This window comes from Kitasatospora sp. NPDC059146 (genome assembly GCF_042786665.1).
In the GTDB taxonomy this organism is placed as follows: domain Bacteria; phylum Actinomycetota; class Actinomycetes; order Streptomycetales; family Streptomycetaceae; genus Kitasatospora.
The window spans coordinates 48,646-60,790 of the sequence record NZ_JBHZCY010000050.1 but is presented as its reverse complement, the minus strand read 5'-3'; the positions used below and the strand labels follow the sequence as shown (position 1 = coordinate 60,790).

Below are 12,145 nucleotides of genomic sequence, written 5' to 3'. Positions count from 1 at the left end.
CGCCCGGCGCCCGCGGCCCCCCCCCGGGGGCGCGGGGGGGCGGCCCCCTCCGGGGGGGCCCCCGCCGCCGTCGTACCCGCTCAGAACGGCCGCAGGGCCGGCTCCTTCCGCGCGCCGCCGAGCAGCCGCTCCAACGCCCCCTCCACGTCACCGCGCCAGGAGAGCGTGGTGCGCGCCTCCAGCCGCAGCCTCGGGTAGCGCGGGTGCGGTCGTACGGTCTTGAAGCCGACCGCGAGCAGGTGGTCGGCCGGCAGCACGCAGCTGGTGGGCACCCGGCCCGCCGCTCCGAAGGCCTCGATCGCCCGCACCCCGCGCCCCAGCAGGTCCTTGGCGACGGTCTGCACCAGCACCCGGCCCAGCCCCTGGTGCTGGTAGCCCGGCAGCACCCGGCTGACCATCAGCTGAACGGCGTCCGGCGCGACCGGGCTGGTCGGGAAGGACTGCGAGCGGGGGACGTAGGCGGGCGGCGCGTAGAGCACGAAGCCGGCCGGCTGGTCGTCCACGTAGACGATCCGACCGCAGGACCCCCACTCCAGCAGCACCGCGGAGATCCACCCCTCCTTCTCCAGCTCCGGCTTCCCGGACTCCACCGCCTCCTTCGCGCTGACCGGGTCCAGCTCCCAGAACACGCAGGAACGGCAGCCCGTCGGCAGGTCCGCGAGGTTGTCCAGCGTCAGCGGAACGATCCGGCGTCCCATGGCCCGCACCTCCTCCTCCCTCTCACGGTCGAGCATGCCCCCACGAATGCCGATGGGTGCATGTTTCACGTGAAACAGCGCTCACGTGGCACATGCACCCATCGGGTCGTCGCCCCCGGGCCGGCCGACCGGCTCAGCCCTGCGACAGCCGCAGACCGTCCTCGCCCGGGGCCATGCTGTCCAGGATCCGGTTCAGGTCCTCGACCGATCCGAACTCCAGCACCACCTTGCCCTTGCCCAGCTTCCCGCCGCGCTGCGACACCTCGACCTTGACCCGGGTGTCGAAGCGGTCCGACAGCCGGCTCGCCAGGTCGTTGAACGCCGGAGAGATGATCCTGCCCGCCTTCGGGGCCTGGCGCTTCTCCCCCTTCGGCTCCTCCGAGCGCATCAGGACGACGAGTTCCTCGACGTTGCGCACCGTGAGGCCCTCGGCGATGATCCGCGCGGCCAGCTTCTCCTGCGCCTCGGGATCCGTCAGCGGCAGCAGCGCCCGGGCGTGCCCGGCCGTCAGCGTGCCGGCCGCCAGCCGGCGCTGGACGGCCGCCGGGAGCCGCAGCAGCCGCAGGGTGTTGGAGACGTGCGGACGCGAGCGGCCGATCCGGTCGGCCAGCTCCTCGTGGGTGCAGGAGAAGTCCCGCATCAGCTGGTCGTAGGCGGCCGCCTCCTCCAGCGGGTTCAGCTCGGCCCGGTGCAGGTTCTCCAGGAGGGCGTCCAGCAGCAGCTTGTCGTCCTCGGTGGCCCGGACGATCGCCGGGATCCGCTCCAGCCCCGCCTCCCGGGAGGCCCGCCAGCGGCGCTCGCCCATGATCAGCTCGTAGCGCTCGGCGGCGACCTGGCGCACCACGATCGGCTGCAGCAGGCCGACCTCCTTGATGGAGGTCACCAGCTCGACCAGCTTGTCCTCGTCGAACACCTCGCGCGGCTGGCGCGGGTTGGGGGTGATCGCGTCCAGCGGCAGCTCGGCGAAGGAGGCACCGGGCACCGGCGCCGGCGTCGACTGCTCCGCCTGGCGCCCGACGGCCGCGCGGGCCGCCACCGTGGCGCGGCCGCCCGGCAGCACCGGCACCGAGGCCGGTGACGTCGTGCCGGTCGCCACCACCGAGGTCGGCGCGGACGTGGCGGCAGCGGGCTGCGCCGCCCCGCCGTCGGTCGGCGCTGCGGGGCCGATCAGCGCCCCGAGCCCTCGTCCCAGACCCCTGCGACCACTCACTGATGACCCTCCGTCGTACCGTGCTGTGCCATCGGGGCGCCGTGCCCCGTACCGCTGCCGTCCCGCTGCTGACCGACCGACGAACCGCCGCCCTGGCCCACCGCGCGCAGCGCGAGCTCGCGGGCGGCCTCCAGGTACGAGAGCGCCCCGGTGGAACCCGGGTCGTAGGTCAGCACCGTCTGCCCGTAGCTGGGCGCCTCCGAGATGCGGACCGAACGCGGGATCGCCGTGCTCAGCACCTCGGCCTGGAAGTGGGTCCGGACCTCCTCGGCCACCTGGGCGGCCAACCTGGTCCGGGCGTCGTACATGGTGAGCAGGATGGTCGAGACGTGCAGCGTGGGGTTGAGGTGCGCGCGCACCAGCTCGACGTTGCGCAGCAGCTGGCCGAGGCCCTCCAGCGCGTAGTACTCGCACTGGATCGGGATCAGCACCTCCTGACCGGCCACCAGGGCGTTGACCGTCAGCAGGCCCAGCGAGGGCGGACAGTCGATCAGGATGTAGTCCAGCGGCTGCTCGTAGGCGGCGATGGCGCGCTGCAGCCGGCTCTCCCGGGCGACCAGCGAGACCAGCTCGATCTCGGCGCCGGCCAGGTCGATGGTGGCGGGGACGCAGAAGAGCCCCTCGACGTCCACCACCGGCTGGACCACGTCGGCCAGCGGCTTGCCCTCGACCAGGACGTCGTAGATGGACGGCACCTCGGCGTGGTGGTCGATGCCGAGGGCGGTGGAGGCGTTGCCCTGGGGGTCCAGGTCGACCACCAGGACGCGCAGTCCGTGCATGGCCAGCGAGGCGGCCATGTTCACGGTGGTGGTGGTCTTGCCCACCCCGCCCTTCTGGTTGGCGACCACGATCACCCGGGTGGCGGCGGGCCGCGGTAGCCCCTCCCCCGCCCGGCCGATCGCCTGAACCGCAGCCTGGGCAGCCCGTGCGATGGGCGTGTCATCGATCTGGTCGATGGTCTCCGAGTCCTGCATGGGGCTCAGTGTTTCACGTGAAACCGGAGCGGCAACAGTCGCAGCCCGGCCGCGGCTGAGGATTCCGGAGAGCAGAGAGCGACGTTTCACGTGAAACACCATGCCCGCTATGCCGGAAATCTGACGTTGCGACACTCCGGTGTCCCGCCGGAGGCCCACCCGTCACCTGAACGACGACGGGCGGACGGTTCCCCCTCGCGAGGGGAGCCGTCCGCCCGTCGTGGCGAACCGAGGACCTCAGCGGGTGCCGCGACGGCGCCCGCCCCGGGCGCGGTCACCGGTCTTGGCGCCGGCGTTACGACCGGCCCGGGCCGCCTTGGCCCGCTTGGTCGCGGCCTTCACGCCACCGGGGCTCTCCCCCGCCTTGACCTGGACCACCCGGGTGGAGGTCTCCAGGGTGCCCTCGCCGACCGAGATGACGGTCCACTCGACGGCGCCCAGCTTGGCCAGCCCGGCGCGCGAGTCGGCCAGCTCCTGCTCGGCGCTGTCCCCCTTGAGCGCCAGCATCTGCCCGTGCGGACGCAGCAGCGGCATGCCCCAGCCGGCCAGCCGGTCCAGCGGCGCCACGGCCCGGGCGGTCACCACGTCCACCGCGAGCTTGCCGATCATCTCCTCGGCGCGGCCGCGCAGCACCGTGACGTTCTCCAGCCCCAGCTCCCGGACGACCTCCTCCAGGAAGGTGGTCCGGCGCAGCAGCGGCTCCAGCAGGGTCACCGAGACGTCCGGCCGGGCCAGCGCCACCGGGATGCCCGGCAGACCGGCGCCGGAGCCGACGTCGCACAGGGTGGAGCCGGCGGGCAGCAGCTCGGCCAGCACCGCGCAGTTGAGGACGTGCCGGTCCCACAGCCGGGGCACCTCGCGGGGCCCGATCAGCCCGCGCCGGACGCCGGCCGTGGCCAGCAGCTCGGTGTAGCGGACGGCGGCGTCGAAGCGGTCGCCGAAGACCTCCCGGGCGGCGGCCGGCGCCTCGGCCAACACGTCCAGCTCGGGCAGCTCGGCCCGCTCCTCCGCGTCAGGGTTCACGTCCGCCCCCGGACGGCCGGTGGCCGCGTTCTCCGTGTCCATCTCGACCTCTCCGATCTCCGGATCCACCGACCCGCTCAACGCACTGTTTCACGTGAAACATCCCAGAAGGAAACAACGACCCCGCCCGCACGAGGCGGACGGGGTCGCGTTCGGCAAGACTCACCGGTCACCGCGGTGACCGGTCATCGTTCCGACGGCCTCAGGCCGGCAGCACGACCACGCACCGCTGGGGCTCCTCGCCCTCCGACTCGCTGCGCAGACCGGCGGCCGCGACCGCGTCGTGGACGACCTTGCGCTCGAACGGCGTCATCGGCCGCAGCTTGACCTGCTCGCCGCTGCTCTTCGCCTGCTCCGCGGCCTCGGCACCGAGGGCGGCCAGCTCCTCGCGCTTGCGGGCGCGGAAGCCGGCGATGTCCAGCATGAGACGGCTGCGCTCGCCGGTCTCCCGGTGGACGGCCAACCGGGTCAGCTCCTGCAGGGCCTCCAGCACCTCGCCGTCCTGGCCGACCAGGCGCTGCAGCGCGCGGTCGTTGCCGTCGCTGACGATGGACACCAGGGCACGGTCACCCTCGACGTCCATGTCGATGTCACCGTCGAGGTCCGCGATGTCGAGCAGACCCTCCAGGTAGTCCGCCGCGATGTCGCCCTCCTGCTCCAGGCGGGTGATGACGCTCTCGTCGGTGCTGGCGACGTCCTCGGCCTCGACGGCGGAGGTGGTGCCTTCCGTCACTGATGGACTCCTTCGGAGATGGGCCCGGCTGGCGGGCGGGGAACGAAGCTCTTCGCAGAAGTCGGTCAGGACTTCTTCTTCGGCCGCTGGCCGCCGCGCTTGGGCTGCTGCCGGGTGCCCTGCTTGGTGCCGCCGGGCTTGGCCGCGGTCTGCTTGGCAGCCGTCGTCTTGGCGGCGGAGTCCGCCGGGACGGCGTCCTCGGCGGGCTGCTCGACCTGGGTGTCCTCGCTCGACTCGACCGCCTGGCCGGCGCCCTGCTGGCGCTGGGCCTTGCTCTGGCGCCGGGGCTGCTGGCGGCTCGCCCGGACCGACTCCTCGACCACGGCGGCGGCGGAGGCCGCCTCGGCGATGGCCGCCTTGGAGGGGGGCAGCATGCCCCAGAGCGCGCCCTTGATCTCCGTACCGTCCGAGCGCAGTCGGCCGGCCTTCTTCAGCCGCGCCTGGCGCTCCGAGAAGGCATGGCTGCCCGGGGTCGGGTTGTTGTGGATGACGACCAGCTGCTGGCCCATCGACCAGACGTTGGTGGTCAGCCAGTAGACCAGGACACCGACCGGGAAGTTGATGCCCATCACGGCGAACATGACCGGGAAGACGTACATCAGCATCTTCTGCTGCTGCATGAACGGCGTCTTGACCGTGAGGTCGACGTTCTTGGTCATCAGCTGGCGCTGGGTGACGAACTGCGACAGCGACATCATCACGATCATCACCGCGGTGACGATCTTGACGCTGGTCTCCGGGCTGCCGAGGAAGGTCGCGGACAGCGGGGCACCGAAGATGTGCGCCTTGCCGGCGCTCACCAGCAGGGAGCCGTGGATGACGCCGATGTCGTGGCCCTTGGCGACGTTGGACAGCACGCCGTAGAGGGCGGTGAAGAACGGGGCCTGAACGATGATGGGAAGGCAGCTGGAGAACGGGTTGGTACCCGCATCCTTGTACAGCTTCATCATCTCTTCGGACTGGCGCTGCCGGTCGTTCTTGTAGCGCTCCTGGATGGCCTTCATCTTCGGCTGGATCGCCTGCATGGCCCGGGTCGCCTTGATCTGCTTCACGAAGAGCGGGATCAGGCAGATCCGGATGACGACCACCATCGAGGCGATGGCCAGACCCCAGGCCCAGCCACCGTCCGGGTCGAAGACGTTGCTGTACAGCGAGTGGAACTGGACGATGATCCAGGACACCGCTGTGTAGAGGGGACTCAGAAAACCGAAGGTCACCGGTCAGACTCCTTGGGCATCGGGCTTCGCCACCGGCTCCGGCTCGGCGGTCCCGCTCTTGGGGCTCAGCAGATCACGCAGCCGGCGGTGCCACACCGGGTGCTTGCGGGGCGGTACGTGGTCCACCCCGCCAGGTGACCAGGGATTGCAACGGAGGATGCGCCACACGGTCAGTCCGCCGCCCTTGACCGCCCCGTGCATCTTCACGGCTTCGAAGCCGTAGTGCGAGCACGAGGGGTAGTAGCGGCAGACCGGACCGAGCAGTGGGCTGATCGTCCACTGGTAGACCCTGATCAGTCCCATCAGCAGGTACTTCATCGCCCTGCTCCCGTCGGCGCCGTGGCGGCGGGCTCGACCCTCAGCAACCGCTTGAGCGCCGCGTCCAGGTCGCGTTCCAGCTCCTGGTACGAGGCGGTCGCGGCCTGGGGCAGCGCACGCACCACTATCAGGCTACCGGCGGGCAGCCTGGACAGACGATCACGAACGAGATGGCGCAACCGGCGCTTCACCAGGTTGCGGACGACCGCCGGGCCAACGGCCTTGCTCACGACGAAACCCGCACGCGCCGAAGGAGTCCCCTCGGCGACGTGCGGGCGGATGTCGCTGGTCCGGTCGGTCTGCCCCTGCGGGTCGCCTTCTCTGCTGAGATGGACGACCAGAAGGGGCCGACCGGCCCGGCGACCGCGTTTCACCGCGGTCGCGAAGTCCTGGCGCCGCCGCAGCCGATTCTCGGAGGGCAGCACAACAGACTCTGGGTGCGGATCAGGCGGACAGGCTGGCGCGGCCCTTGCCACGGCGGGCAGCCAGGATGGCGCGGCCGGCGCGGGTACGCATACGCAGCCGGAAGCCGTGGGTCTTCGCGCGACGACGGTTGTTCGGCTGGAAGGTGCGCTTGCTCACTCGGGGGCTCCTGAGGTGAATCGTAGGATGACGGGGAGTCGCTTGGCCGTCACCGTGCGTCCGCGTGATCTCCCTGGAATTCGGAAATCCGGCCCATCGCCCCAGTTCGGCTGGGGTCTGAGGCAATCCACGGCGCCCGTGCTGCGCGCCTTATGGAGCGGGTGGACCCGCGGACATGCGGCAGCGGCCATCGACAACTCGACCTGGTTACGGTACGCGGGACGGGGCACGAGGGTCAAACCAGCCGTCCGGAGGCCGTTTACCCACAGGCTGTGGACAACGACTTGATCCGTCCCTGTTCGCTGACTACCGTTGCAGGACTTGTCTGGTTTTGTTCTTGGAAAGCGTGCACCAGTGGCTGATGTCAACAGCGACCTCGTCCCGGTCTGGGCGAGGGTCGTCGAGCGGCTGGTCAGCGACCCCGATGTCGGGGAGATGGACAAACAGTGGGTGCAGCGCACCCAGCCCATGTGGATGATGCACGACACCGCCCTGCTGGCGACCCCGAACGAGCGGGCCAAGCAGGTGCTGGAGGGCCGGCTGCTGCCCCAGCTGACCGACGCGCTCAGCCGCGAGCTCAGCCGACCCGTCCGGATCGCCGTGATGGTCGACGCCAACGCGGTGCCCACCACCCCCGCACCGGCAGCCCAGGCCCCCGTCGAGCCCTACCCGGGCCCGGCCGAGGAGGACTCCGGCTACGGCGACCAGAACTACCAGCAGCCGTACGAGCAGGACTACGAGCGCCCCCGCTACGACACCGGCGGCTACGAGCAGCGCCCCGCGCCCTACGGCGGCGGCCAGCCCGCCCAGCCGTGGCCCGGCTACCAGGAGCCGCAGGCGCCGTACCACGAGCCCGAGGAGCCCTCGGCCCGCCCCGCGCCGCGGCACCTCCCCGGTCCGCCCTCCACGACCCAGGGCGACCTCTTCGGCGGCGCGTACGGCCCCGGCCCCGGCGAGCAGCCCCGCACCGGCGCCGGGCGCCGCGGACACGGCTCCCGGCCCTCCGGCGGACGCCCGGCCGAGAAGTCGGGCGCGGAGCCGCCGACCGAGCGCCCCGCCGTCCCCGGGGTGCCCGCCCCGCCCGGCGCTCCCCCGGCCGGCGGCTCCCGCAAGGACGAGCCGGCCGCCCGGCTGAACCCCAAGTACCTGTTCGACACCTTCGTCATCGGCGCCAGCAACCGCTTCGCGCACGCCGCGGCGGTGGCCGTCGCCGAGGCCCCGGCCAAGGCGTACAACCCGCTCTTCATCTACGGCGAGTCCGGGCTGGGCAAGACCCACCTGCTGCACGCCATCGGGCACTACTCGCGCAGCCTCTTCCCGGGCACCCGGGTGCGCTACGTGTCCTCGGAGGAGTTCACCAACGAGTTCATCAACTCGATCCGGGACGGCAAGGCGGACACCTTCCGCCGCCGCTACCGGGACATGGACATCCTGCTGGTGGACGACATCCAGTTCCTGGCGAGCAAGGAGTCCACCCAGGAGGAGTTCTTCCACACCTTCAACACCCTCCACAACGCGAACAAGCAGATCGTGCTGTCCTCGGACCGGCCGCCCAAACTGCTGACCACGCTGGAGGACCGGCTGCGCAACCGCTTCGAGTGGGGCCTGATCACCGACGTCACCCCGCCGGAGCTGGAGACCAGGATCGCGATCCTGCGCAAGAAGGCGATCCAGGAACAACTCAACGCCCCTGCCGACGTGTTGGAGTTCATCGCGTCCCGGATCACCCGCAACATCCGGGAGTTGGAGGGCGCGCTGATCCGGGTGACCGCCTTCGCCAACCTCAACCGGGCACCGGTGGACCTGGAGTTGGCGGGGATCGTCCTCAAGGACCTGATCCCCGGCGGGGACGAGGACGCCGGCCCGGAGATCACCGCGCAGGTCATCATGCAGCAGACCGCCGCCTACTTCGGCCTCGGTGTGGACGACCTCTGCGGCTCCTCGCGCAGCCGGGTGCTGGTGACGGCCCGGCAGATCGCCATGTACCTCTGCCGGGAGCTCACCGATCTCTCGCTGCCGAAGATCGGCGCCCAGTTCGGCGGCCGCGACCACACCACGGTGATGCACGCGGACCGGAAGATCCGCTCGCTGATGGCCGAGCGGCGCTCCATCTACAACCAGGTCACCGAACTGACCAACCGCATCAAGAGCTAGCCGTCCCCCGCGAGTTGGGGGCGGACACCGGAGTACCCCGGAAGGGCGTCAGGAGCGATCCTGGCGCCCTTCCGCCGTTTCCACAGGTGTGTACCGGGCCGCCGCCGGGCAGGTATCCGCACGACGGACGTCCCGCCGGTCCACAGCCCGCGCCGAACAACTGACCGGTGATTCGAAAACCGGGGGCGCGCAGGGCAGTTGTCCACAGGCCGGACCCCTTCCGCGCGGTCCACAGGCCCGGGAGCCCGGAGTTATCCAGAATTCGTCCACAGGCCCGGCGCCGCTACGCTCTTCCGCGCAGGTCAGGTGCCTGTGGACTTGTGCACAACCGTTGTCCACAGGGTGTGGACAATTGACGGGCCACCAGCGGGCCGTCCGGGTTATCCACCGGTTGTCCCCAGGGAGCGGGCGGTTATCCCCAGGTTGTCCACAACGGGGTCCACAGTTCGACAACCTTGGGCAGCTGTTCATACCCTGGTGTGAAAGGCGTCACGTAAAGTTGACCGGGGCCCGTGGATAACCGGGCCCGGATCTGGGGACAGTCCTGGGGATAACCTGTGGATACCCTGCGTGCCCTGTGGGTAACGCTCGGCTGTCCACAGCGCGGCCTGCCCGTCCACAGCCGCCGTCCACACCCGCTGTGGACAAAATCCGGGCGCTGACCTGCGGAAACAGGGTTATCCACGGTTTCCACAGGCCCTACTACTACCGCTACACAGTTAGACCGTGAACCTGCTTTCAAAGTGGGTGGTCCCGAAATCTGTGGACAACCGCGCCCCGACATCTGTTCGGCCTCGCTTCCGCCCGTCTGCCCCGTCTGTCGGCGGAGTACGTCAGACTGTCCTCTGCGACTGGAAGCGGAGTGGTAGAGCTCGGCGGACAGGCGGACCGACGATCAAGATCAGACGAACCAGAGTGCGAGCGGGAGCGCTCGATCCAGGAGGCGGTTACCGGTGAAGTTCCGGGTGGAGCGTGACGTCCTCGCGGAGGCGGTGGCCTGGGCTGCCCGCAGCCTCCCGGCACGGCCGCCGGTGCCGGTGCTGGCCGGCCTGCTGCTGACCGCGCAGGAGGGCAGCCTGGCGTTGTCCGGCTTCGACTACGAGGTCTCGGCCCGGGTCGAGCTCGAGGCGGACGTCGAGGAGGCCGGCACCGTCCTGGTCTCCGGTCGCCTGCTCAACGACATCTCGCGCAACCTTCCCAACAGGCCTGTGGAGATCTCCACCGACGGCCAGCGGGTCAGCGTGGTCTGCGGCAGCTCCCGCTTCACCCTCCCCACCCTCCCGGTGGACGAGTACCCGGCGCTGCCCCAGATGCCGACCGCCACCGGCACCGTCTCCGGGGACGTCTTCGCCTCCGCGGTCAGCCAGGCCGCCGTCGCGGCCGGCCGGGACGACACCCTGCCGGTGCTCACCGGCGTCCGGGTCGAGATCGAGGGCGACCGGATCACCCTGGCCGCCACCGACCGCTACCGCTTCGCCGTCCGCGACCTGCTGTGGAAGCCCGAGCAGTCGGACATCTCCGCGGTCGCCCTGGTCCCCGCCAAGACCCTCCAGGACATCGCCAAGTCCCTGGGTAGCGGTGACACGGTCTCCATCGCGCTCTCCTCGGGCGGCGCGGGCGAGGGCCTGATCGGCTTCGAGGGCGCCGGCCGCCGCACCACCACCCGGCTGCTGGAGGGCGAGTTCCCCAAGTTCCGCAGCCTCTTCCCGACCGAGTTCAGCGCGGTCGCCGCGATCCAGACCCAGCCCTTCCTGGAGGCGCTCAAGCGCGTCTCCCTGGTCGCCGAGCGCAACACCCCGGTCCGGCTCAACTTCGAGCAGGGCGTGCTGACCCTGGAGGCCGGCTCGGGCGACGACGCCCAGGCCACCGAGCGGATCGAGGCCGACCTGGAGGGCGACGACATCTCGATCGCCTTCAACCCGGGCTACCTGGAGGAGGGCCTCAAGGCCATCGACTCCCCGTTCGCCCAGCTGAGCTTCACCACCCCGACCAAGCCGGCCCTGCTCAGCGGCAAGGTCTCGGTGGACGCCGAGGAGGACAAGGCCTACCAGTACCTGATCATGCCGGTCCGCCTCTCCGGCTGACGACCGCTTCCGGCTGAGGACGGCTCCGGCCGACCCCGGCCGGTCCGGTCACCCACAGGCTGTGCACACCCGTTGTGCACAGCCTGTGGACGTCCCGACCCCGTCGACCCGGTCGGCCCGACCGCGCGGAGTCCGGATGCCCCGGAAGCGTAGGCTCGGGGATGCGGCAACGGCGCCGCCGCCAGGCACGTCCCCACAGTAAGGATTTGGTCATGGAGCTCGGCCTCATCGGTCTCGGCAAGATGGGCGGCAACATGCGCGAGCGGATCCGCCGCGCCGGCCACACCGTCATCGGATACGACCGCAACCCGGAGATCTCCGACGTCGAGACCCTGCAGGAGCTCGTCTCCAAGCTCCAGGGCCCGCGCGTGGTCTGGGTGATGGTCCCGGCCGGTGCCGCGACCCAGGCGACCGTCGACGAGCTCGCCGAGCTGCTCTCCCCCGGCGACGTCGTGGTGGACGGCGGCAACTCCCGCTGGACCGACGACATCAAGCACGCCGAGGCGCTGGCGGCCAAGGGCATCGGCTTCGTCGACTGCGGCGTCTCCGGTGGCGTCTGGGGCCTGGAGAACGGCTACGCGCTGATGTACGGCGGCGACGCCGAGCACGTCGCCCTGGTCCAGCCGGTCTTCGACGCGCTCAAGCCCGAGGGCGACTTCGGCTCGGTGCACGCGGGCGCGGTCGGCGCCGGCCACTTCGCCAAGATGGTCCACAACGGCATCGAGTACGCGATGATGCAGGCCTTCGCCGAGGGCTGGGAGCTGCTGGAGGCCGCCCCCGAGGTCACCGACGTGCGCGAGGTCTTCCGCAGCTGGCAGGAGGGCACGGTCATCCGCTCCTGGCTGCTGGACCTGGCCGTCCGCGCCCTGGACAGCGACGAGCACCTGGACAAGCTGCGCGGCTGGGCCGCCGACTCCGGCGAGGGCCGCTGGACCGTCGAGGCCGCGATCGACCACGCCGTTCCGCTGCCGGCGATCACCGCCTCGCTGTTCGCCCGCTTCGCCTCGCGCCAGGACGACTCGCCGCAGATGAAGATGATCGCCGCGCTGCGCAACCAGTTCGGCGGCCACGCGGTCGAGTCCAAGTAACCGAGAACCGGTCGGGGCCCCGGGGGCCGTTCCCCGGGTAGCCCCACACACAGAAGGCGGGCGC

The 12,145-nt window shown here is 70.9% G+C and carries 12 protein-coding genes; 3 read left to right on the top strand and 9 right to left on the bottom strand.

Translation table 11 applies throughout. The features are described from left to right. Positions 1 to 80: 80 nt before the first annotated feature. The 9 genes from ACFXPX_RS21960 to rpmH form a co-directional block, all read right to left on the bottom strand. Positions 81 to 698: a GNAT family N-acetyltransferase gene (locus ACFXPX_RS21960; RefSeq protein ID WP_380525519.1), complete on the bottom strand. Its 618-nt coding sequence runs from the start codon at positions 696 to 698 to the stop codon at positions 81 to 83. 133 nt (positions 699 to 831) lie between these two features. Further along, entirely contained in the window at positions 832 to 1,908 is a 1,077-nt protein-coding gene (locus tag ACFXPX_RS21955; RefSeq protein WP_380642856.1) for a ParB/RepB/Spo0J family partition protein, read from the bottom strand. Next, positions 1,905 to 2,882, bottom strand: a complete 978-nt coding sequence (locus tag ACFXPX_RS21950; RefSeq protein ID WP_360242813.1) for a ParA family protein — start codon at positions 2,880 to 2,882, stop codon at positions 1,905 to 1,907. Before ACFXPX_RS21950 ends, ACFXPX_RS21955 begins: the two co-directional genes overlap by 4 nt. A gap of 237 nt (positions 2,883 to 3,119) precedes the next feature. Next, positions 3,120 to 3,947, bottom strand: a complete 828-nt coding sequence (rsmG, locus tag ACFXPX_RS21945) for a 16S rRNA (guanine(527)-N(7))-methyltransferase RsmG (RefSeq protein WP_375891836.1) — start codon at positions 3,945 to 3,947, stop codon at positions 3,120 to 3,122. A gap of 160 nt (positions 3,948 to 4,107) precedes the next feature. After that, positions 4,108 to 4,638, bottom strand: coding sequence for a protein jag (locus tag ACFXPX_RS21940; RefSeq protein WP_375891838.1), 531 nt, complete (start codon positions 4,636 to 4,638; stop codon positions 4,108 to 4,110). A 65-nt stretch (positions 4,639 to 4,703) separates the two neighbouring features. After that, positions 4,704 to 5,855, bottom strand: coding sequence for a membrane protein insertase YidC (gene yidC, locus ACFXPX_RS21935; RefSeq protein ID WP_380642854.1), 1,152 nt, complete (start codon positions 5,853 to 5,855; stop codon positions 4,704 to 4,706). A gap of 3 nt (positions 5,856 to 5,858) precedes the next feature. Continuing rightward, positions 5,859 to 6,173, bottom strand: a complete 315-nt coding sequence (gene yidD, locus ACFXPX_RS21930; protein ID WP_380642852.1) for a membrane protein insertion efficiency factor YidD — start codon at positions 6,171 to 6,173, stop codon at positions 5,859 to 5,861. Then, entirely contained in the window at positions 6,170 to 6,598 is a 429-nt protein-coding gene (gene rnpA / locus ACFXPX_RS21925) for a ribonuclease P protein component (protein WP_375891842.1), read from the bottom strand. Before rnpA ends, yidD begins: the two co-directional genes overlap by 4 nt. 19 nt (positions 6,599 to 6,617) lie before the next feature. Continuing rightward, positions 6,618 to 6,755 (bottom strand): 50S ribosomal protein L34, encoded by a 138-nt coding sequence (rpmH, locus tag ACFXPX_RS21920; RefSeq protein WP_030059672.1) that lies wholly within the window; start codon positions 6,753 to 6,755, stop codon positions 6,618 to 6,620. Positions 6,756 to 7,109: 354 nt separating this feature from the next. On the opposite strand from rpmH, the gene dnaA reads away from it, so the two are divergent. The 3 genes from dnaA to gnd all read left to right on the top strand — a co-directional run bounded on the left by dnaA (position 7,110) and on the right by gnd (position 12,081). After that, entirely contained in the window at positions 7,110 to 8,909 is a 1,800-nt protein-coding gene (dnaA, locus tag ACFXPX_RS21915) for a chromosomal replication initiator protein DnaA (RefSeq protein ID WP_375891844.1), read from the top strand. 953 nt (positions 8,910 to 9,862) lie between these two features. Beyond that, positions 9,863 to 10,993 carry a DNA polymerase III subunit beta gene (dnaN, locus tag ACFXPX_RS21910; protein ID WP_360242831.1) on the top strand — a complete coding sequence of 377 codons (1,131 nt, stop codon included), beginning with the start codon at positions 9,863 to 9,865 and terminating at the stop codon, positions 10,991 to 10,993. Positions 10,994 to 11,205: 212 nt separating this feature from the next. After that, entirely contained in the window at positions 11,206 to 12,081 is an 876-nt protein-coding gene (gene gnd / locus ACFXPX_RS21905; protein WP_375891846.1) for a phosphogluconate dehydrogenase (NAD(+)-dependent, decarboxylating), read from the top strand. Positions 12,082 to 12,145: the final 64 nt, after the last annotated feature.